Raw genomic sequence first — 22086 nt, forward strand, 5'->3', positions numbered from 1 at the left:
ACAGGCAGGTGGATCTAACTCCATGAGCATCCTTCGTACGCGCACGGCGCAGGCAACGGTCGTCGCGGTGACCGCCGGCGCGCTGGCACTCACCGGCTGCAGCAGTGGCAGCAAGAGCTCCGACAAGCCCGCGGGCAAGTCCCAGAAGGACGCCCTCGCGCAGGCCAAGCCGGTCATCATGGGCACCGCCCAGCAGTCGGTCGGCCCCGCCAAGGAGGTCCCGGGCGCCCGTAAGGGCGGCACCGTGCAGGTCTACCAGGAGACGGACTTCTCCCACCTGGACCCGGGTCAGATCTACGTCTCCGACGGCGGTCTCCTCTCCAAGCTCCTCTACCGTGGCCTGACCACGTACGTCGAGGACGACAAGGGCAACTCCACGGTCGTCGGTGACCTCGCCACCGACGCCGGCAAGTCCTCGGACGGCGGCAAGACCTGGACCTACACGCTGAAGGACGGCGTGAAGGACCAGAACGGCAACGTCATCACGTCGGGCGACATCCGCCACACGTTCGAGCGCCTGTACGCCTCCTTCGAGACGGACGGCCCGAGCTACGTCCAGCAGTGGCTGTCCGGCACGGGCACCAAGTACCGCAAGGCGTACGCCGGTCCCTACAAGGGCAAGCACCTGCCCGACTCGGTCCTCGCGACGCCGGACGACAAGACGATCGTCTTCCACTTCCTGACGCCGCAGACGGACACTCCGCAGGCGATGGCCATGGCCGCCTACTCGGTCGTTCCCGAGAAGACGGACACCAAGGAGAAGTACGACCAGGCGCCCGTCGCCACCGGTCCGTACAAGATCTCGGACTACAAGTCCGGCAAGAGCATGAAGCTGGTCCGCAACACCAACTGGGACGCGAAGACGGACCCGATGCGTCACCAGTACGTCGATGGCTTCAACATCGACTACAACCAGGACAAGGCCACGCAGACCAAGACGATCCTGGCCGACCGTGCCGAGGCCAAGAACGCCATCATGTTCACCGGCCAGATCGACGCCACCCAGCTGCAGAAGATCACCACCGACAAGGCGGTCATGAAGCGCACGGTGCAGGGCTACGCCCCGTACGTGTGGCAGCTGAACTTCAACATGGACCGCGTGAAGGACAAGCGCATCCGTGACGCCATCGCCCTGGCGATGCCGGCCACCGCGGCCGGCCGCGCCGACGGCGGTGCCTACGGCGGCGAGCCCGCGACCAGCCTGATGTCGCCCACCACGCCGGGCTACGACAAGACCTTCGACCCGTTCAACCGGGTCAAGAAGCCGAACGGTGACATCGCCGCGGCGAAGAAGCTGATCGACGAGGCCGGCGCCAAGGGCAAGAAGCTCGTCTACGCGTACGCCAACACCCCGGTGCGTACCACCCAGGCGAACCTCATCATCAACAACCTGAAGCGCATCGGTCTCGACATCCAGAAGAAGGAAGTCGACGCCGCGACCTGGTACGAGCAGATGGGCAAGGTCAAGAACGGCTTTGACCTCTACATGACCGGCTGGGGTCAGGACTGGGCGTCCGGCAACACCGTCTTCCCGCCGTCCTTCGACGGTGCGCAGATCCAGGACGGCGCGTCGAACTACTCGCACACGAACGACAAGCACGTGAACGACGAGATCGCGCGCATCCAGAAGATCACGGACACGGCAGAGGCGGCGAAGGAGTGGGAGGGCCTCTCCCAGTACATCAGCACCAAGATCAACCCGGCTGCCCCGATCTACTACACCAAGGTGTTCCAGATCGCCGGCTCCAACGTCGGTGGCCTGCGGTACTCGACGGTGACGAGCTACACCGACCCGACCGCGGTCTACCTCAAGAAGTAGTCAGTACAAGGCAGTTCCCGGGGATGAGGGCGCGGCGGTGCCCTCATCCCCGGGTCGCCGGCTCCCTCCTGGCCTCCCACCGCCGCCGTCCTGAGAGCAGCTCATTGCCATGCTTCGATTTCTCATACGCCGGACGCTCGGCGCAGCACTCATCCTCCTGCTGATCAGCGCCTTCACGTACTTCATGTACTTCGCCATCCCACAGGACCCGGCGACGCTCGCATGTGGCAAGAACTGCACTCCGGATGCGCTGGCGCTCATTCACAAGAACCTCGGCCTCGACAAGCCGGTCCCCGTGCAGTACTGGGACTACCTCACCGGCATCTTCGCCGGACGTGACTTCGCCGTGGGCCACTGCTCCGCGCCCTGCTTCGGCGTCTCGTTCCGTAACAACCAGATGGTGTGGGACACCATGATGGACCGTCTCCCGCTGACGGTTTCCCTCACCTTCGGCTCCCTCATCGTCTTCCTGTTCGCCGGTCTCGGCGCCGGCCTGCTGGCCGCCCGCTTCCGGGGTACCTGGCTCGACAAGACCTTCAGCGGCGCCTCGCTGGTCACCAGCTCGTTCCAGATCTACTTCATCGGCCCGGTCGTCATGGGCCTCCTGGTCTTCAGCACCGGCTGGCTGGACAAGCCCAAGTACGTGCCGATCAGCGAGAATCCTTGGGGCTGGTTCATGGGCCTGCTGATCCCCTGGATCGTCATGGCGACCATCTTCACGGCCAACTACACCCGTATGGCCCGCTCCTCGATGATCGAGCAGTTGCAGGAAGAGCACGTCCGAGCTGCCAAGGCCAAGGGCATGAGTAGCCGTTACGCCTTCTTCCGCTACGCCTGGCGCGGCTCGCTCATCCCGATCATCACCATCCTGGGCATGGACATCGGCGGTCTGCTCAGCGGTGGCATGGTCACCGAGCTGACCTTCGGCCTCGCCGGCATCGGCCGTCTCGCCCGTGACTCGGTGATCGGCAAGGACCTCCCCGTCCTCATGGGCGTCATGATCCTCAGCGCCGCTTTCATCATCGTCTGCAACATCGTCGTGGACGCTCTGTACGCCGTCGTCGACCCGCGCGTGCGTCTGTCCTAGGAGAACGACCGTGACCACAATCCCCAAGACCGAGGACGTCCCGGCTCCCACCGGCGGCGACGCGTTCCTCTCGGTACGCGACCTGAAGGTGCAGTTCTCCACCGAGGATGGCATCGTCAAGGCTGTGGACGGGCTCTCCTTCGACATCGAGCGCGGCAAGACGCTCGGCATCGTCGGCGAGTCGGGCTCCGGCAAGTCGGTGACGAACCTGACCGTGCTCGGCCTGCACAACCGCAAGACCACCTACGTCGAGGGCGAGATCCTCCTCGAGGGCAAGGAACTGATCACCGCCACCGAGCCCGAGCTCGAAAAGCTGCGCGGCAACAAGATGGCGATGATCTTCCAGGACTCGCTGACCGCTCTGTCCCCGTATTACACGGTGGGCCGGCAGATCTCCGAGCCGTTCCGCAAGCACACCGGGGCCAGCAAGAAGGAGGCCCGGGACCGGGCCATCCAGATGCTGGAGAAGGTGGGCATCCCCCACCCCAAGCAGCGGGTGGACGACTACCCGCACCAGTTCTCCGGCGGTATGCGCCAGCGCGCCATGATCGCCATGTCCCTGGTCTGCAACCCCGACCTGCTGATCGCCGACGAGCCGACCACCGCGCTCGACGTGACCGTCCAGGCGCAGATCCTCGACCTGCTCAAGGACCTCCAGCAGGAGTTCGGCTCCGCGATCATCATGATCACCCACGACCTCGGCGTCGTGGCGAACATGGCCGACGACCTGCTCGTGATGTACGCGGGCCGGGCCGTGGAGCGCGGCTCCGTGCGCGAGGTGCTCAAGTCGCCCGAACACCCTTACACCTGGGGGCTGCTCGGCTCCATGCCGCGCCTCAACTCGGACGTCGACGAACCGCTGCTGCCGATCCCCGGCTCGCCGCCGTCGCTGCTGAACCCGCCGAGCGGTTGCCCGTTCCACCCCCGGTGTGCGTTCACCGACAAGGTGGAAGGCGGCAAGTGCAAGGGCGAAAGGCCCACGCTGCCGGCCGACCGCGGCTCTGCCTGCCACCTGACGGCAGATCAGAAGCAGCAGGTGTTCATCGAGACGATTCAGCCCCGGCTGGGCTGAGCTGAAACCGGCGACTGGGGCATGACCATGAGCGAGAACAACCAGACCACCACGGCGGTCGCGGAAGCGATCCCGCAGCAGCGGGACGCGGACAGCGCACCGCTCCTCCAGGTCAAGGACCTGAAGAAGCACTTCCCGATCAAGGGCGGCTTCCCGATCCGGCGGACCATCGGCGCCGTCAAGGCCGTCGACGGCGTCTCCTTCGACGTCTTCAAGGGCGAGGCCCTGGGTCTCGTCGGCGAGTCCGGCTGCGGCAAGTCGACGACGGGCCGTCTGCTGACCCGCCTGTACGAGCCGACCCACGGCTCGATCACGTACAACGGCCAGGACATCAGCACGGCCAACCGCAAGCAGCTGGCGCCCATCAGGTCCGAGATCCAGATGATCTTCCAGGACCCGTACGCGTCGCTGAACCCGCGTCAGACGGTCGGCTCGATCATCTCCGGGCCGATGGAGATCAACGGCATCAACCCGCCCGGTGGCCGCGAGGCGCGCGTGCGGGAGCTGCTGGAGATCGTCGGCCTGAACCCGGAGCACTACAACCGCTTCCCGCACGAGTTCTCGGGCGGCCAGCGGCAGCGCATCGGCGTGGCCAGGGCCGTGGCCCTGGAGCCCAAGCTGATCGTCGCGGACGAGCCGGTCTCCGCGCTCGACGTGTCGATCCAGGCCCAGGTCGTCAACCTGCTGCAGAAGGTGCAGCGGGAGATGGGCATCGCGTTCGTCTTCATCGCCCACGACCTGGCCATCGTGCGGCACTTCTCGCAGCGCGTCGCGGTGATGTACCTGGGCAAGATCGTGGAGATCGCCGACCGCGACTCGCTCTACAACCGCCCCCGTCACCCGTACACGCACGCGCTGATGTCGGCCGTGCCGGATGCGGACATCGACGCGGTGAAGAAGGAGCGGATCCGCCTGGAGGGCGACGTCCCCTCGCCGATCTCGCCGCCGTCCGGCTGCCGCTTCCGCACCCGGTGCTGGAAGGCGCAGGACAAGTGCGCCACGGAGGAGCCGCCGCTCGTCCAGATCTCCGGCAGCCGCGAGGGTCACCTCACGGCCTGCCACTTCCCGGAGGACCCGACGACGGCGGACCGCGGCGAGGACATCGTCCTCGACCCGGCACTTGCGGCCCTCGAGGACGAGTCCGGCCAGGACGCCTGACCGTCCACGCTCCGCCCGGCCACGGCCCGTCACCGGTGACACACCGGTGCCGGGCCGTCGGCGTGTCCCGGGCCGGCGGTCGTGGCGGCCACGGTGTGGGCGATGATCCAGGAACGAGCGGGCGAGGGGGAGGGGCCACACATGCTGGACGATCTTGAGGCGCGGTGCGCGGAGGCGATGGCGGAGCACGGGTGCCCGTCCGTCTCGGTCGCGGTCGCCGTGCGGGGCGAGGTGATCCGGGCCGAGGCGTACGGGCTCGCCGACACCGGCGCCGGGATCCCCGCCGCCGTCGGCACCCCGTACGCCCTCGCCTCCGTCACCAAGCCGGTCACGGCCGCGGCGGTCTGCGTCGCGGCCGACGAGGGGCTGCTCGACCTGGACGCGCCGGGACCCCTCGGCGCGACCCCGCGTCAGCTCCTGCGGCACCGGGGCGGGCTCGGTGCGCACTACGACTTCCACTACGGCGAGGAGGGCGAGCCGGCGATCGACGCGGAGCCGTACACGCGGCTCCACCGCGCGCCCGGCTCCGGCTTCGAGTACGCGAACCTCGGCTACCGGCTCCTCGGCCGGATCCTGGAGGACGCCACCGGACAGGACCTCGCCACGTACGCCCGGGAGCGGGTCCTCGGGCCGCTCGGGCTCGACGGCTTCCGCATCGCCACGGCCTGTCCGGGAGCCGCGACCCGCTACACCCCCGACGGGCGCCCCTACCCGGAGGGCCTGCGCACCAGCCATCCCGGCGCCACGCTCGGCTGGGCGACGGCACCTCAGCTCGCCCTCTTCGCCCAGTCCTGGCCGCGGCTCCTGAAGCCGGAGACGGCCGCCGCGGTCCTCGACGCCGTCCCGATCGGCGAGCACCTCGGGTACGGCCTCGGCTGGTGCGTCTCGCGCGGTGCGGGGCCGCTCCTGGTGAGCCACGGCGGAGGCATGGGCGGCGTGGCCGTGATGGCGGTGTCGGCGCCGGAACCGGGCCTGTCGGTGGCGGTCCTGACGAACACGACGGCGAAGGCGGCCCGTGACGCGGTCGTCGCCCACGTCCTGGGCGAGCTGGTGCCCGGGTTCAGGCCCGAACTGATCTCACCGGTGTTCTCCGTGCCCGTGCGCACGCTGACCCTGGAGGAGGGGGAGTGGGCGGGCCACGCCTCGACACCGGAGGGCGAGATCCCGCTGCGGCTGCGGATCCTGCCGGGCGCCCGCGCCGAACTCATCACCGGCGACGATAGCGCCACCGCGCCCGTCGAGGCCACGGCCACCCTCGCGCTGCGCGGCACCTTCCCCGTACAGCTGCCCACCGCCGACGCGAGGGTCAGCAGTCCGGTGCTCGGTCTGGAACTGCGTCCGGACGAGGGGCGGCTGACCGGGGTGGCCCGTGCGTACAAGGAGGGCGACCGGGAGGGGCTGATCGGCAACCTGCTGACCCACCCGTGCGAACTGCGGCTCGTACGGGCGGGCTGAGAGTGCGTAATGCGCCTTTAAGGATGATATTTGGGCCTACGTGCCGTAAGGCGCGGACCCAGAAGCACTCCGAGGAGGCACTCCATGCGTGGAGCCACGCACGCCAAGTGGGCCGTATGCGCGGTGGCCGTCGCCCTCGCGGCGACGGCCTGTGGCGGTGGCGGCGACGGCGGCGGCAGTGGTGGCGAAGGCTCAGGGATCGTCCGTTCGTCCTGGGGTGACCCGCAGAACCCGCTGGAACCCGCGAACACGAACGAGGTGCAGGGCGGCAAGGTCCTGGACATGATCTTCCGCGGCCTGAAGCGGTACAACGAGAAGACCGGCGCCGCCGAGGACATGCTCGCGGACAAGATCGAGACGACGGACTCGGTCAACTTCAAGATCACGGTCAAGGACGGCTGGACGTTCTCCAACGGCGAGAAGGTCACCGCGAAGTCCTTCGTGGACGCCTGGAACTACGGCGCGAACCTGAAGAACAACCAGAAGAACGCCTACTTCTTCGGCCAGATCGACGGCTACGACAAGGTCCACCCCGACTCCGGCACCCCGAGCGCCACCAATCTGTCCGGGCTCAAGGTCACCGGCCCCCTCACCTTCTCGGTCAAGCTCAACCAGAAGTTCTCGCTGTGGCCCGACACCCTCGGCTACGCGGCCTTCGCACCGCTCCCCAAGGCCTTCTTCGACGACCACGACGCGTGGGTGAGCAAGCCGGTCGGCAACGGCCCGTACACGATCGACAGCTACACCAAGGGCTCCCAGATGTCCCTGCGCAAGTGGGACGCCTACCCGGGGACCGACAAGGCGCAGAACGGCGGCGTGGACCTGAAGGTCTACACCGACAACAACACGGCGTACACCGACCTGACGGCCGGCAACCTCGACCTCGTCGACGACGTCCCGGCCTCGCAGCTCAAGAACGTCAACGCCGACCTCAGCGGCCGGTACATCAACACGCCCGCCGGCATCATCCAGACGCTCGCCTTCCCGTTCTACGACCCCGCGTGGAACAAGCCGGACAGCGACAAGGTCCGCAAGGGCCTGTCGATGGCGATCAACCGCAAGCAGATCACCGAGACGATCTTCCAGAAGACCCGGACTCCGGCCACGGACTGGACCTCGCCGGTCCTCGGCAAGGACGGCGGCTTCCAGGACGGGCTGTGCGGCGACGGGTGCGACTACAACCCCACCGAGGCCAAGAAGCTGGTCGAGGAGGGCGGCGGCCTGCCCGGCGGTCAGGTGAAGATCGGCTACAACGCCGACACCGGCAGCCACAAGGAGTGGGTCGACGCCGTCTGCAACAGCATCAACAACGCCCTGGGGAACGACAAGGCCTGCGTCGGCCTGCCCACCGGCACCTTCGCCGACTTCCGTAACAAGATCACGCAGAAGAAGATGGCGGGCCCGTTCCGCGCCGGCTGGCAGATGGACTACCCGCTCATCCAGAACTTCCTGCAGCCGCTGTACTACACCAACGCCTCGTCCAACGACGGCAAATGGTCCAACAAGGAGTTCGACAAGCTCGTCGACCAGGCCAACGCCGAGTCCGACCGCGCCAAGGCCGTCAAGATCTTCCAGCAGGCCGAAGGCGTCGTCAGGGACAACATGGCGGCCATCCCGCTCTGGTACCAGAACGGCAGTGCCGGTTACTCCGACAAGGTCTCCAACGTCGCCCTCAACCCGTTCAGCGTTCCGGTCTACAACGAGATCAAGGTCAAATGACGCCTGGGGAGCGGCGGTCCGGGCACTGACGGACGGTCGCTCCCCCCGATTCCGGAGCCCCGTATGGGACGTTATGTGATCAGGCGTCTGCTGCAGATGATCCCGGTCTTCTTCGGCGCGACGCTGCTCATCTTCCTGATGGTCAACGTGATGGGCGACCCCATCGCGGGACTGTGCGGCGACAAGCAGTGCGACCCCGCCACGGCCGCCCAGCTCGAGAAGGAGTTCGGCCTCGACAAGCCCGTCTGGCAGCAATACCTGACGTACATGGGGAACGTCTTCACCGGAGACTTCGGCACCGCGTTCAACGGCCAGAAGGTCACCGAACTGATGGCGGCCGCCTTCCCGGTGACGATCCGTCTGACCATCGTGGCGATCCTCTTCGAGATCGTCATCGGCATCACGCTCGGCGTCGTCACAGGGCTGCGCCGCGGCCGTCCCGTCGACACCACCGTGCTGCTGCTCACCCTGGTCGTCATCTCCGTCCCGACCTTCGTCACCGGCCTGCTGCTCCAGCTCCTGCTCGGCGTCGAGTGGGGGATCATCAAACCCGCGGTGTCCACCGAGGCGACGTTCTCCGAACTCATCGTCCCCGGCCTCGTGCTCGCGTCGGTCTCCCTCGCGTACGTCACCCGGCTCACCAGGACCTCGATCGCCGAGAACCGCCGCGCCGACTACGTCCGTACGGCCATCGCCAAGGGCCTCCCGCGCCGCCGCGTCATCGTCCGGCACCTGCTGCGCAACTCGCTGATCCCGGTCGTCACCTTCATCGGCACCGACATCGGCGCCCTGATGGGCGGCGCCATCGTCACGGAGCGGATCTTCAACATCCACGGCGTCGGTTACCAGCTCTACCAGGGCATCCTCCGGCAGAACACCCAGACCGTCGTGGGTTTCGTGACCGTGCTCGTCCTCGTCTTCCTGGCGGCCAACCTGATCGTCGACCTCCTGTACGCCGTACTCGACCCGAGGATCCGCTATGCCTGAACCCGAGCCGCCGGAGCCCTACTCGTCGGGCGGGGGTGGAGTACCGGAGGACGGAGCCATCGCCGCGACAGGGATGGGAGGCGCCATGGACCTCGCGGCGGAGGAGGGGAGGACGCTGGAGCGGACTCCGGGCGGCCCCGAAGGCACGGGACCCGCGGGCAAGCCGAGAAGCCTCTGGTCGGACGCCTGGCGCGATCTGCGCCGCAACCCGATCTTCATCATCTCGGGTCTGATCATCGTCTTCCTCGTGATCATCTCGATCTGGCCCTCGCTGATCGCCTCCGGCAACCCGCTCTCCTGCGACCTCGCCAAGGCCCAGGAGGGCTCCCAGCCCGGCCATCCGTTCGGCTTCAACGGCCAGGGCTGCGACGTCTACACACGCACCGTGTACGGCGCCCGCGCCTCCGTCACCGTCGGCGTCTGCGCCACCGTCGGCGTCGCCCTGCTCGGCAGCGTCCTCGGCGGACTCGCCGGGTTCTTCGGCGGGCCGTGGGACGCGATCCTGTCCCGCATCACCGACGTCTTCTTCGCCATCCCCGTCGTGCTCGGCGGCCTGGTGCTCCTGTCCGTGGTCACCAGCTCCACCGTCTGGCCGGTCATCGGGTTCATGGTGCTGCTCGGCTGGCCGCAGCTCTCCCGCATCGCCCGCGGCTCCGTCATCACGGCGAAGCAGAACGACTACGTGCAGGCGGCGCGGGCGCTCGGCGCCTCCAACTCCCGGATGATGCTGCGGCACATCCTGCCCAATGCGATCGCGCCGGTCATCGTCGTCGCCACCATCGCGCTCGGCACGTACATCTCCCTCGAGGCGACGCTCTCGTACCTCGGTGTGGGCCTGAAGCCGCCCACCGTGAGCTGGGGCATCGACATCTCCTCGGCGTCGCAGTACATCCGCAACGCCCCGCACATGCTGCTCTGGCCCGCCGGCGCCCTCGCGATCACCGTGCTCGCGTTCATCATGCTCGGCGACGCGGTGCGCGACGCCCTCGACCCCAAGCTGAGGTAGGCGCCCATGCTGCTCGAAGTGCGTGATCTGCACGTGGAGTTCCGCACGCGCGACGGGATCGCCAAGGCCGTCAACGGCGTCAGTTACACCGTCGACGAGGGCGAGACCCTCGCCGTGCTCGGGGAGTCGGGATCCGGCAAGTCCGTGACCGCGCAGGCGATCATGGGCATCCTCGACGTCCCGCCCGGGAAGATCACCGGCGGTGAGATCCTCTTCCAGGGCGCCGACCTCCTCAAGCTCAAGGAGGACGAGCGGCGCAAGATCCGCGGCGCGAAGATGGCGATGATCTTCCAGGACGCGCTCAGCTCCCTCAACCCCGTGCTGTCCGTGGGCGATCAGCTCGGCGAGATGTTCACCGTCCACAAGGGGATGTCCCGCAAGGACGCCAGGGCCAAGGCCGTCGAGCTGATGGACCGTGTCAGGATCCCCGCCGCCAAGGAGCGGGTCGGCCAGTACCCGCACCAGTTCAGCGGCGGCATGCGCCAGCGCATCATGATCGCGATGGCGCTCGCCCTGGAACCGGACCTGATCATCGCCGACGAGCCCACCACCGCGCTCGACGTCACCGTCCAGGCCCAGGTCATGGAGCTGCTCGCCGATCTCCAGCGCGAACTCAGGATGGGCCTCATCCTCATCACCCACGACCTCGGAGTGGTCGCCGACGTCGCCGACAAGATCGCCGTCATGTACGCGGGCCGCATCGTCGAGACGGCGCCCGTGCACGAGATCTACAAGGCGCCCGCCCACCCGTACACCAAGGGCCTGCTCGAATCGATCCCGCGCCTGGACCAGAAGGGCCAGGAGCTGTACGCGATCAAGGGCCTGCCGCCCAACCTGATGCACATCCCGCCCGGCTGCGCCTTCAACCCGCGCTGCCCGCTGGCCCAGGACGTGTGCCGCGCGGACGTCCCCCCGCTCTTCGAGGTGAGCCCGACGCGCCGGAGCGCCTGCTACTTCTGGAAGGAGACGCTCGATGGCTGACCTGGCGAAAGAGGCGCACGCCGCCGCCCCCGTGCCGGCCGGCGAGCCGATCCTGGAGGTCAGCGGGCTGGTCAAGCACTATCCGCTCACTCAGGGAATCCTGTTCAAGAAGCAGGTCGGCGCGGTCAAGGCCGTCGACGGCGTCGACTTCGTGCTCGGCCGGGGCGAGACCCTCGGCATCGTCGGCGAGTCCGGCTGCGGCAAGTCGACCGTCGCCAGGATGCTGGTCAACCTGGAGCGGCCGACCGCCGGGCAGATCAAGTACCGGGGCGAGGACATCACCAAGCTGTCCGGGCGCGCTCTGAAGGCCGTACGCCGCAACATCCAGATGGTGTTCCAGGACCCGTACACGTCCCTCAACCCACGCATGACGGTCGGCGACATCATCGGGGAGCCGTACGAGATCCACCCCGAGGTCGCTCCCAAGGGCGACCGGCGCCGCAAGGTGCAGGACCTCCTGGACGTGGTCGGGCTCAACCCGGAGTACATCAACCGGTACCCGCACCAGTTCTCCGGCGGCCAGCGCCAGCGCATCGGCATCGCACGCGGCCTCGCCCTGCGCCCCGAGATCATCGTCGCCGACGAGCCGGTCTCCGCACTTGACGTCTCCGTGCAGGCGCAGGTCATCAACCTGCTCGACAGCCTCCAGAACGAGTTCGACCTCTCCTACGTCTTCATCGCCCACGACCTGTCGATCGTCCGCCACATCTCCGACCGGGTCGGCGTCATGTACCTCGGGCGGATCGTCGAGACCGGCACCGACGAGCAGATCTACGAACACCCCACGCACCCCTACACCCAGGCGCTCCTGTCCGCCGTGCCCGTCCCCGACCCGGAAGCGCGCGAGCACCGCGAGCGGATCATCCTCACCGGCGACGTGCCGTCCCCGGCCAACGTGCCCTCGGGCTGCCGCTTCCGCACCCGCTGCTGGAAGGCGCAGGAGCGGTGCGAACTGGAGGTGCCGGCGCTCGCGGTGCCCGCCGTGTTCCGCATCGGGGAGTCACCGGCGAAGCACGACTCGGCCTGCCATTTCGCCGAGGAGAAGCACGTCGTTCCCGGCGAGTAGGCGTACGTGTCGTGGCAAATGCACATCAACTGCGTTAACACGCAGGCAACTTGGCCGTCGCGGCACCGATATACGAACGCGTCAGGCTGAACAGCGTACGGCCGTGCGGGTGCCGTGGACCGGCCGGGGCGCGCCATGTCGCCCCGGCCGGTCGCCTTACTGGACCAGCCCCAGCGAGCGCTTCAGGAAGTCCACCTGGAGCAGGAGCAGATTCTCCGCTACCTGCTCCTGCGGCGTCATGTGCGTCACGCCCGACAGCGGCAGCACCTCGTGCGGCCGGCCCGCGGCGAGGAGCGCCGACGAAAGGCGCAGACTGTGCGCCACCACGACGTTGTCGTCGGCCAGGCCGTGCACGATCATCAGCGGCCGGTGCCGCTCCGCCGCCTCGGCCAGACCGTCGTCGGTGACCAGCGAGTTCTTCGCGTACACCTGCGGCGCGGCCTTCGGGTCGCCCAGGTAGCGCTCCGTGTAGTGGGTGTCGTAGAGCCGCCAGTCCGTGACCGGGGCGCCCGCGATGCCCGCGTGGAAGACGTCCGGGCGGCGCAGGACCGCGAGCCCCGCCAGATAGCCGCCGTACGACCAGCCGCGGATCGCCACCCGGTTCAGGTCGAGCGGGAAGGCGTCGGCCAGCGCGTGCAGGGCCGTGATCTGGTCGTCGAGCGTGAGCGTCAGGTCGTCGCGGACCGCCTTCTCCCGGGCGGGGGAGTGGCCGGGGGTGCCGCGGCCGTCCGCGACGACCACCGCGAAGCCCTGATCGGCGAACCACTGCGACGTCAGATGCGGATTGTGCGCGGCGAGCACCCGCTGCCCGTGCGGGCCGCCGTACGGGTCGAGCAGCACCGGCAGCGGCCCGTCGCCCTGCGCGTACGAGGACGGGAGCAGGACGGCGCACGGGATGCCGGCCGCCTCCGTGAGCGTCAGGCGGGGGCTCAGCGAGGGGCGCTCGGCGTGCGAGGCGACCGACGCGATCTGCTTGCCGTCCCGCATCACCCGCACCCGCGTGCCCGGCTCGTCGGTGCGCGCCGACGCCAGGACGGTCACGCCGCCCGCGCGCACCGCGGAGTGCACGCCCGGCTCGTCCGAGACGCGCTCCACGCCCAGCTCGTTGACCCGGTACACATGCACCTCACCGGTCTCCCGGACCGCCGCCGCCGAGCCCGCGGACGCCGAGATCAGCACGTCGCCCTCGCCCACGTCCAGGACCGCCCGCACGTGCAACTGCGGCCCGGTCAGCGGCCGTTCGCCGACCGCGAGGACCCGCGCCCCGCCCTCGTCCGCGATCCGCACGAGCTGCCCGCTCGGCGACCACGACGGCACACCGGGGAACAGCTCCAGCCACTGCCCGTCCTCGTCGGCGTGCACCATGCGCGTCGAACCGTCCTCGACGTTCACCGCGAGATACAGCTCACTGAGTTGGTCACGGGCCTGGACGAGGATCAGCGGCGCCCCGTCGGCCGACCAGTGCACCCGCGCCAGATACGGGTACCTCGCCCGGTCCCACGACACCTCCGTGCGCGCCCCGTCCAGACCGACGACGAAGAGCCGCACCTGCGCGTTGGGCGTGCCCGCCGCCGGGTACGCGTTGCGGGCAGGCTCCCGATCCGGATGCGCCGGATCCGCGATCCACCAGCGCCGCACCGCCGCGTCGTCCGCCCGGGCCACCAGCAGCCGGTCCGATTCGGGCGACCACCAAAAGCCCCGCGAGCGGCCCATCTCCTCGGCGGCGATGAACTCCGCGAGCCCGTACGTGACCGTCGACGTCTCGTCCTCGCCCGGAGCGGCGAGGGCCCGGTCGCCCTCGCCGTCGGCGCCGACGACGCGCAGGGCGCCCCCGGACACGTACGCGATCTGGCGGCCGTCCGGAGACGGGCGGGGGTCGATCAGCGGGCCATGACGTGCGGGCTCGCGGAGTTCGCGGGTCGTGCCCGCGCGCAGCTCCGCCGTGAACAGCCGGCCGGACAGTGCGAACGCGGCCAGCTCCACGGCCGCGTCCGTCGCATAGGCGACGATGCCCGCGGCGCCCTCGCGGCTGCGCTCGCGCCGTGCGCGCTCCTCGTGCGACAGATCCTCCTCGGCGCCGCCCAGAAGGGCCCGGGGATCGGCGGCGATCCGCTCCTCGCCGGACGTCACATCGAGGACCCACAGGGCGTTCGCCCGATCGGTACCGGATCCGGACCGCAGGAACGCGACGCGCTCGCCGTCGGGCGCCACCGTGAACGCCCGTGGTGCGCCGAGCGTGAAGCGCTGGGTGCGGGCGTGCTGGCGCGGAAAGGAGAGAGGCTCGGTGGTCATCCCCCGACCCTATGGGGCCGTGCCGCCGTGCGCCCCCCTTGCTGCCATGCACCGACTCATGCGGCGGGACGGATAGTTATGATCCATAGCGCTGCGTGGGTATGAACCGGTCGGCTCCCGCGTGGCGTACGGCAGTTGGACTCGGATCAAGGGAGGTGGACCGCTGTGGCACTCTCGATCTCGGCAGTGGTGCTGTTCGCGATCATCGTCTTCATTCTGATCAGGAAGTCGGGTCTGAAAGCCGGACACGCGATCGTCTGCGTCCTGCTCGGGTTCTACCTCGCCAGCTCCTCCATCGCGCCCACCATCAGCGAGCTCACGACGAACGTCGCGGGCATGATCGGCGGGATCAAGTTCTAGGCCCGGTCGTGACGTCCTAGGCTGGGGCGCATGACGGAACTGCCCGGCCGGCGTCTGCTCCTCGTGCACGCGCACCCCGACGACGAGTCGATCAACAATGGCGCCACCATGGCCAAGTACACGGCCGACGGTGCCCACGTCACCCTGGTGACCTGCACTCTCGGCGAGGAGGGCGAGGTCATCCCGGACGTCCTCGCGCACCTCGCCCCGGACCGTGAGGACATTCTCGGCCCGCACCGCATGGGCGAGCTCACCGCCGCCATGGAGGAGCTCGGGGTCACCGACCACCGCTTCCTCGGCGGCCCCGGACGCTTCCGCGACTCCGGGATGATGGGCGCCGAGCAGAACGACCGGCCCGGCGCCTTCTGGGCCGCCGACCTGGACGAGGCCGCGGCCCATCTCGTCGAGGTGATCCGCGAGGTCCGCCCGCAGGTCCTGGTCACCTACGACCCGGACGGCGGCTACGGCCACCCCGACCACATCAAGGCCCACCGCGTCGCCATGCGCGCCGCCGAGCTCGCGGCCGAGCCCGCGTTCCGCCGGGATCTCGGCGACACCCACACCGTCGCGAAGATCTACTGGAACCGCGTGCCCCGCTCCGTGGTCGAGGAGCGCTTCCGCCGGCTGGCCGGTGTCCTCGGCTCGACCCCGTACGAGGCCGCGGCCGAGATCGGCGACGTACCGGGCGTCGTCGACGACGAGCGGGTCACCGCCGAGATCGACGGCAGGGCCTTCGCCGCGGCCAAGACCGCCGCGATGCGCGCCCATGCCACCCAGGTCGAGATCGCACCCGGCGGCGAACCGGTCTTCGCCCTGTCGAACGGACTCGCCCAGCCGGTCTTCGACGTGGAGTATTACGAGCTGGCGCGGGGCGAGGCGGGGGAGCCCTACGAGAAGGACCTGTTCGCGGGAGTGGTGGCGTGATGAGTGGCGCAGGAAAGTCGGGCAACCCGGCCAAGTCCGGGCGGGCGGCGGCGTCGAGCGGCGCCGCGAAGCCCCCGGCCGGCCCGGCGGTCCAGCCGGTGGGCACCGGCCCCGGCGCCGGGCGCATCGCCGTACTGGCGGGGCTCCTCGTGCTCGGCGCGCTGGTCGGGGTGGCGGGTTCCCTGGTCCAAGGCGGCCTGTTTCCGGGCGGGTTGCTCCTGGCGCTGCTCGGCGCGGCCGGCACGTTCCTCGGCGGGGCGCGGGCGACGGGCACCCGGGGCGGGGCCGTCGCGCCCGCCGTGGGCTGGGCCGTCACGGTCATCCTGCTCACGTCGACCAGGCCCGAGGGCGACTTCCTCTTCGGCGCGGGAACCGGCTCCTATCTGTTCCTTCTCGGCGGGATGGCCGTCGCTGTGATGTGCGCCACGCTCGGTCTGCCGCAGCAACCACCCCGACCCGCCGCCCGACTTGGGAAGTGACGTACCACTTCGGCCCGTGCCCCGCACGGGTTTCGTCGGCGGTCACCGGATGCGTTCCGGCCGCGGCCAGTATGGTGGTGCGCGCCGCCGAGCAGCCCGCGTGAGGTCGAGACGGGCGGCGGAGCCAACCGGGAGAACCTGCTTTGAGTCGTGAAACTGACAGTTCGTCCTCCGGGCCCCAGGGGCGCGGCGGTGCCGCGTACCCCTCGGGTACGCCTCCGTACGGCACCCCCGCCCAGGGCGCCGGGTCCGGCGACGGTGCGCCCGGCGATGCCGGGCAGCCCGCCGACGGCCGGCCCGTCCCCGAGGAACGCAAGACGGAGACCACGCTGACGACGCGGATCCGGATCAACATCCCCGGATCGCGCCCCATCCCCCCCGTAGTGATGCGCACGCCCATGAGTGACGTGGACGCGGGACCCGCCACCCCGGACCCGGCCGCCGCGCCGGTCCCGGCACCCGAGACCCCCGCTCCCCCTGCTCCCCGGGCCGCTCCTTCGGGTGACGGCCAGGGCGCACCGGCCGCGGAGGAGAAGACGAGCAGCTGGTTCGCGCCGCGCAAGTCGGGCCCGCCTCAGGGAGGTGCCTCCGCCGACGGCCCCGCTCCGGGCAACTCCGGTGCGGTGCCCGGCCCGTCGGGCGGCGCCACCGTGCCGCACGGCCGCCCGCCGCAGCCCGGGAGTTCCGGCGACCCGCACCGCGCCGATCTGCCCTACTTCGCCGGGAACGCCGACGGCACCGGCCCCGGCGTCCCCCCGCGCGGCCCCGCGGGACCGACCACGGGACCCGTCGGCGGCAACAGCCCCATGGCGCGCCCCGGCGGCGACAGCCCGATGGCCCGCCCCGGCGGACCTGTCGGCGGCCCTCCCGGAGGTCCTGTGGGCGGCCCTCCCGGCGGTCAGCGGCCGCCGCAGATGAGCGACGACACCGCGATCCTGACGCCGCAGAAGCCCGCGCCCGAGCCGGGCCCGGGCGGTCATGTCTCCGGCGAGACGCTGACCAGCGGCATCCCGGTCGTCCCGCCGGGCCTCGGTGGACCGAACGCGCCGTTCGCGCCCGGCCCGCGCCCCGAAGGCCCGCTGCCGCACACCCCGCCGAAGCTCCCCGACCCGGTCGGGCAGAGCTCCCCGGCAGCGCCCCGCAAGAAGAAGGGGCGCAACAAGCTCGTCCTCGCGGGCGCGGGTGTCGTGGGCCTGGTCGGTGTCGCGTACGGCGCCGGACTGCTGATGAACCACTCGGACGTGCCCAAGGGCACCACCGTGCTCGGCGTCGACATCGGCGGCGGCACGCGTGACGAGGCCGCGGCCAAGCTCGACACCGCCTTCGCCAAGCGCACCACCGACCCGCTCCAGCTGTCGGTCGACGGCAAGTCCGTGCCGCTCAGGCCGGACCAGGCGGGCCTGAGCCTGGACAGCACGGCGACGGTGGCGGCGGCCGCGGGCAGCGACTACAACCCGGTCTCCGTGATCGGCTCGCTGTTCGGCAACGAACGCGTCGTCGAGCCGGTCATGCCCGTGGACGAGGAGAAGCTCCAGGCCGCCCTCGAGCGGGCCGCGGGCGGTGCCTCCACGGGCGACGGCACGATCAAGTTCGTCCCGGGCAAGGCCATCGCCGTGTACGGAAAGACGGGCAAGGGCATCGACGTCGCCCGTTCCGCCTCGTCCGTCGAGGAGGCGTACCGCACGCACGTGGAGACGGGCGCCGCGCGGGCCGTGCCGATGGCGACGACGACCCGCAAGCCCACCGTCTCGAACGCCGAGGTCGACCGGATGATGAAGGAGTTCGCGCAGCCCGCCATGTCCGCGAACGTCGTCATCAAGGCGGGCAACGCCCAGATCCCGCTCGGCCCCGCCAAGTCGCTGCCGCAGATCCTCGGCGTCAAGGCGGTCAACGGCAAGCTCGTCGACGTCTACGACCTGCCGGCCCTGAAGAAGCTGTACGGCAACACGTTCGACGGCGTCCTGATCACGCGCGGCACCGGCAAGAAGACGCCGGTGACCCCGGCCGACGTGGCTGGCGCAATGCGGCAGGCGCTCAGGGGCAAGACGCCCGCCGAGCGCACCGGGACCATCGAGACCAACCCGGGCTAGCCGGCACGTACGTCACATACCGGGCGGGTCCCCTTCATGGGGCCCGCCCGCTGTGCTGCCGCAGGCGGACATGACATCTGTCATCCCGGACACCGGCCTCCCGACACTGCCGGGCACCCGCCCCCGCCCGCCAGCATGGATGCCATGACAACGACAGCACAGGCCACCGAGGTGGTCAGCTTCGAGCAGGTGAGCAAGAGCTACGGGGACGTCAGGGCCGTGGACGGGCTCACCCTCGAACTGCACCCGGGCGAGACCGTCGCCCTCCTCGGGCCGAACGGCGCGGGCAAGTCCACCACCCTCGACCTCCTCCTCGGCCTGCGCCCGGCCGACACCGGCACCGTCCGCGTCTTCGGCACCAGCCCCCGGGACGCGATCGTCCAGGGCCGCGTCGGCGCCATGCTGCAGAGCGGCGGCCTGATGGACGAGGTCACCGTGGCCGAGCTCGTGAAGCTCGCCTGCGCCCTGCACCCCAAGCCGTACACGCCGGGCGAGGTGCTGTCCCGGGCGGGCATCGCGCAGATCGCCGACCGCAAGGTCAACAAGCTCTCCGGCGGCCAGGAGCAGCGCGTCCGCTTCGCCCTCGCCACCGCCGGGGCCAACGACCTCATCGTGCTCGACGAGCCGACCACCGGCATGGACGTCTCGGCCCGCCAGGCGTTCTGGGCCACGATGCGCGAACAGGCCGACCAGGGCCGCACGGTCCTCTTCGCCACGCACTACCTGGAGGAGGCCGACGCGATCGCCGACCGCGTCCTCGTCCTGCACCGCGGCCGCCTCCTCGCCGACGGCACCGCCGCCGAGATCAAGGCCAGGGCGGGTGCCCGCAAGGTCGCCTTCGACCTGGAGGGCGACATCGACGAACCGGCCCTGCGCGCCCTGCCGTTCCTCACCACCCTCGACGTGTCGGGCCGCACCGTCCGCCTCCAGTCGAGCGACGCCGACGCCACCGTGCACGCCCTGTACGGACTCGGCCTCTACCCGCGCAACCTGGAGGTCGCGGGCCTCGGCCTGGAGCAGGCCTTCGTAGCCATCACCACGGCCGAGGAGGCCAGGACGTCATGAACAGCCTGATCAAGCTCGAGATCACCCGGGCGCTGCGCAACAAGAAGTTCCTGTTCTTCTCCGTCGTCTACCCGTCGGTCCTGTTCCTGCTCATCGCGGGCAGCTCCGACAGCTCGACCATGGTCGACGGCACCGGCCTGAACCTCGCCGCGTTCATGATGGTGTCGATGGCGTCCTTCGGCGCCCTGACCGCCGTCCTCATGGGCAACAGCGAGCGCATCGCCAAGGAGCGCGAGAGCGGCTGGGTACGCCAGCTGCGCCTGACGACGCTCCCCGGGCGCGGCTACGTCCTCGCCAAGACCGCCGGCGCCGCCGTGGTCAGCCTGCCGTCCATCGTCGTCGTCTTCGTCGTGGCGGCCGTCACCAAGGGGGTACGGCTCGACGCCTGGCAGTGGCTCGCGCTCGTCGTCGCGATCTGGGCCGGCAGCCTCTGCTTCGCCGCGCTCGGCGTCGCCATCGGCTACCTCGCGACCGGCGACGCCGTCCGCCCCATCACGATGATCGTCTACTTCGGCCTGTCGATCCTGGGCGGCCTGTGGTTCCCCTCGACCGGCTTCCCGCAGTGGCTCAGCGACATCGCGTCGTGGCTGCCCACACACGCGTACGCTGCCCTCGGCCAGGCCATCGAGCTGGGCAACGCCCCGCACGCCAAGGACGTCACGCTGATCGTCGCCTACTTCCTGGTCTTCGCCGGCGGCGCGGCCTGGCTGTACCGGAAGGACACCCTGAAGGCGTGAACGCCATGACGTCGGACGAGATCACGCTGACCGGCATGGGGCAGTCGCCCCGCAACCGGCGTGAAGCCCTGCGCAAGCTGCTGTGGATCGGCATCTGGCTGGTCTTCATGGCGGATCCGATCGACGACCTCGTCAACGGCGACCACACGGCCTGGGCCACCGCGCTCGGCTGGCTCGGCCTGGTCGCCTTCGTCGGCGTCTACCTGGCCCTCGTCTTCCGCCACACGGCCCGCGCCATGCGCCTGTGGCGGCTGGCCGCGGTCCTCGGGGCGCTCGCCGCGGTCGCCGTCGTCATGTCCCTCACGCTCGGCGCCCCCTGGCTCGTCCTGTTCGTCTACGTCTCCGTGTCCTGCGGGGCAGTGCTGCCCATGCGGTACGCCCGCTGGTCGATCGTCGCGGTCACGGCCGCGATGGTCCTCCTCGGGATCCCGCTCGGCCGCGGCTGGGACCTCGGCCTCGTCGTGCCCGCCCTCCTCGGCGGCTTCGCGATGACGGGCGTACGGCAACTCGTGCGCACGACCGTCGAACTGCGCCGGGCGCGCGCCACCGTCGCCCAGCTCGCGGCCAACGAGGAGCGCCTGCGCCTCGCCCGCGACCTGCACGACCTCCTCGGCCACTCGCTCTCCCTGATCACGCTCAAGAGCGAGCTCGCCGGCCGCATGCTCCCCGACCACCCTGAGAAGGCGGCCCAGCAGGTCGCCGACATCGAGCAGGTCAGCCGCCAGGCACTCGTGGACGTACGGGAGGCGGTCACCGGCTACCGCCGCGCACGCCTCGGCGCCGAACTGGCCGGAGCGCGCGCCGCGCTGGCCGCCGCCGGCATCGAGGCCGACGTCCCCGCGGACGCGCCCGACGACCTGCCCGCCGAACCGGAGGCCGCCCTCGCCTGGACCCTGCGCGAGGCCGTCACCAACGCCGTACGGCACAGCGGCGCCCACCGCTGCACGGTCGGCATCGCCCTGCGCCAGACCCTCGGCGGCCCCGTCATGGAGCTGACGGTGGAGGACGACGGGGCCGGTGCCGCGGGGGGCGGCAGCGGCGTACCCGGTAACGGCCTGACGGGCCTGCGCGAACGCGTCGAGGGCGTCGGCGGCACCCTGGATGCCGGGCCCGGGCGGGACCGCGGGTTCCTGCTGGTGGCCCGGGTGCCGGTGGGCTCCGTAGGATCCGGCGCATGAGCGCTCAGATCAAGGTCCTGCTCGCGGAGGACCAGTCGATGGTGCGGGAGGCCCTCGCGGCGCTCCTCGGCCTCGAACCCGACATCGAGGTCGTCGCCCAGGTGGCGCGCGGCGACGAGGTCCTTGCGGCGGCCCGCGCCCACGGCCCCGATGTGGCGCTCCTGGACATCGAGATGCCCGGCATGACCGGCATCGAGGCCGCCGCCCAGCTCAGCGAGCACCTGCCCGCCCTCAAGGTCGTCGTCCTCACCACGTTCGGCCGCCCCGGCTATCTCCGTACGGCGATGGAGTCCGGCGCCCACGCGTTCCTCGTCAAGGACGCCCCCGCGGCCCAACTCGCCGAAGCCGTACGCAAAGTGCTCGCCGGTGAGCGCGTCATCGACCCCACCCTCGCGGCCGCCGCGCTCGCCGAGGGCGCCAACCCGCTGACGGACCGCGAACGCGAGATCCTGCGCGCGGCGGCCGACGGCTCGACCAACGCCGAGCTGGCGGCGGCCCTGCACCTGTCCCAGGGCACGGTCCGCAACTACCTCTCGACGGCCATCCAGAAGCTCGCCGTGCGCAACAGGGCGGAGGCGGTGCGGATCGCCCGCGAGAAGGGGTGGCTGTAG

Annotated in this window: 19 protein-coding genes; 18 read left to right on the top strand and 1 reads right to left on the bottom strand. The window is 70.2% G+C overall.

The window, feature by feature from the left end; genetic code table 11:
- The first annotated feature begins 22 nt into the window (after positions 1 to 22).
- From ACZ67T_RS26505 to ACZ67T_RS26550, 10 genes are all read left to right on the top strand, one after another.
- Positions 23 to 1819: an ABC transporter substrate-binding protein gene (locus ACZ67T_RS26505; RefSeq protein WP_469987479.1), complete on the top strand. Its 1797-nt coding sequence runs from the start codon at positions 23 to 25 to the stop codon at positions 1817 to 1819.
- 109 nt (positions 1820 to 1928) lie between these two features.
- Positions 1929 to 2906 carry an ABC transporter permease gene (locus tag ACZ67T_RS26510; RefSeq protein ID WP_469987480.1) on the top strand — a complete coding sequence of 326 codons (978 nt, stop codon included), beginning with the start codon at positions 1929 to 1931 and terminating at the stop codon, positions 2904 to 2906.
- Between the two features lie 10 nt (positions 2907 to 2916).
- The gene (locus tag ACZ67T_RS26515) at positions 2917 to 3978 is read left to right on the top strand and encodes an ABC transporter ATP-binding protein (RefSeq protein ID WP_469987481.1); all 1062 of its coding nucleotides are present in this window, start codon (positions 2917 to 2919) and stop codon (positions 3976 to 3978) included.
- Between the two features lie 27 nt (positions 3979 to 4005).
- Positions 4006 to 5136, top strand: a complete 1131-nt coding sequence (locus ACZ67T_RS26520) for an ABC transporter ATP-binding protein (protein ID WP_469326229.1) — start codon at positions 4006 to 4008, stop codon at positions 5134 to 5136.
- Positions 5137 to 5277: 141 nt separating this feature from the next.
- Positions 5278 to 6591 (top strand): serine hydrolase domain-containing protein, encoded by a 1314-nt coding sequence (locus ACZ67T_RS26525; protein WP_469987482.1) that lies wholly within the window; start codon positions 5278 to 5280, stop codon positions 6589 to 6591.
- Between the two features lie 84 nt (positions 6592 to 6675).
- A complete protein-coding gene (locus ACZ67T_RS26530) occupies positions 6676 to 8310 on the top strand; it encodes a peptide ABC transporter substrate-binding protein (protein WP_469987483.1) in 1635 nt (544 codons plus the stop codon).
- Positions 8311 to 8373: 63 nt separating this feature from the next.
- On the top strand, positions 8374 to 9297 hold the full coding sequence (locus tag ACZ67T_RS26535) for an ABC transporter permease (RefSeq protein WP_469987484.1): 924 nt from the start codon (positions 8374 to 8376) through the stop codon (positions 9295 to 9297).
- On the top strand, positions 9290 to 10303 hold the full coding sequence (locus ACZ67T_RS26540) for an ABC transporter permease (protein ID WP_469987485.1): 1014 nt from the start codon (positions 9290 to 9292) through the stop codon (positions 10301 to 10303). Before ACZ67T_RS26535 ends, ACZ67T_RS26540 begins: the two co-directional genes overlap by 8 nt.
- Before the next feature lie 6 nt (positions 10304 to 10309).
- Positions 10310 to 11284: an ABC transporter ATP-binding protein gene (locus ACZ67T_RS26545; protein ID WP_469987486.1), complete on the top strand. Its 975-nt coding sequence runs from the start codon at positions 10310 to 10312 to the stop codon at positions 11282 to 11284.
- Positions 11277 to 12350, top strand: a complete 1074-nt coding sequence (locus ACZ67T_RS26550; RefSeq protein ID WP_469987487.1) for an ABC transporter ATP-binding protein — start codon at positions 11277 to 11279, stop codon at positions 12348 to 12350. Before ACZ67T_RS26545 ends, ACZ67T_RS26550 begins: the two co-directional genes overlap by 8 nt.
- Positions 12351 to 12506: 156 nt before the next feature.
- On the opposite strand, the gene ACZ67T_RS26555 is transcribed toward ACZ67T_RS26550, so the two are convergent.
- Positions 12507 to 14642 (bottom strand): S9 family peptidase, encoded by a 2136-nt coding sequence (locus tag ACZ67T_RS26555; protein ID WP_469987488.1) that lies wholly within the window; start codon positions 14640 to 14642, stop codon positions 12507 to 12509.
- Between the two features lie 165 nt (positions 14643 to 14807).
- Here ACZ67T_RS26555 and ACZ67T_RS26560 point away from each other — a divergent pair, with 165 nt between their 5' ends.
- From ACZ67T_RS26560 to ACZ67T_RS26595, 8 genes are all read left to right on the top strand, one after another.
- Complete coding sequence (locus tag ACZ67T_RS26560) at positions 14808 to 15002, top strand: hypothetical protein (protein ID WP_100596611.1); 195 nt, start codon at positions 14808 to 14810, stop codon at positions 15000 to 15002.
- 30 nt (positions 15003 to 15032) lie between these two features.
- Positions 15033 to 15926: an N-acetyl-1-D-myo-inositol-2-amino-2-deoxy-alpha-D-glucopyranoside deacetylase gene (gene mshB / locus ACZ67T_RS26565; protein ID WP_469987489.1), complete on the top strand. Its 894-nt coding sequence runs from the start codon at positions 15033 to 15035 to the stop codon at positions 15924 to 15926.
- The gene (locus ACZ67T_RS26570; RefSeq protein ID WP_469987490.1) at positions 15926 to 16405 is read left to right on the top strand and encodes a DUF6113 family protein; all 480 of its coding nucleotides are present in this window, start codon (positions 15926 to 15928) and stop codon (positions 16403 to 16405) included. Before mshB ends, ACZ67T_RS26570 begins: the two co-directional genes overlap by 1 nt.
- Before the next feature lie 143 nt (positions 16406 to 16548).
- Positions 16549 to 18495, top strand: coding sequence for a hypothetical protein (locus ACZ67T_RS26575; protein WP_469987491.1), 1947 nt, complete (start codon positions 16549 to 16551; stop codon positions 18493 to 18495).
- 144 nt (positions 18496 to 18639) lie between these two features.
- Positions 18640 to 19560 (top strand): ABC transporter ATP-binding protein, encoded by a 921-nt coding sequence (locus ACZ67T_RS26580; RefSeq protein WP_469987492.1) that lies wholly within the window; start codon positions 18640 to 18642, stop codon positions 19558 to 19560.
- Positions 19557 to 20297 (top strand): ABC transporter permease, encoded by a 741-nt coding sequence (locus ACZ67T_RS26585; protein WP_469987493.1) that lies wholly within the window; start codon positions 19557 to 19559, stop codon positions 20295 to 20297. The genes ACZ67T_RS26580 and ACZ67T_RS26585 overlap by 4 nt, the downstream gene beginning before the upstream one ends.
- A gap of 5 nt (positions 20298 to 20302) precedes the next feature.
- Positions 20303 to 21475, top strand: a complete 1173-nt coding sequence (locus ACZ67T_RS26590; RefSeq protein WP_469987608.1) for a sensor histidine kinase — start codon at positions 20303 to 20305, stop codon at positions 21473 to 21475.
- Complete coding sequence (locus ACZ67T_RS26595; RefSeq protein ID WP_127831307.1) at positions 21472 to 22086, top strand: response regulator transcription factor; 615 nt, start codon at positions 21472 to 21474, stop codon at positions 22084 to 22086. The genes ACZ67T_RS26590 and ACZ67T_RS26595 overlap by 4 nt, the downstream gene beginning before the upstream one ends.

This window comes from Streptomyces sp. NPDC107517, assembly GCF_055582645.1.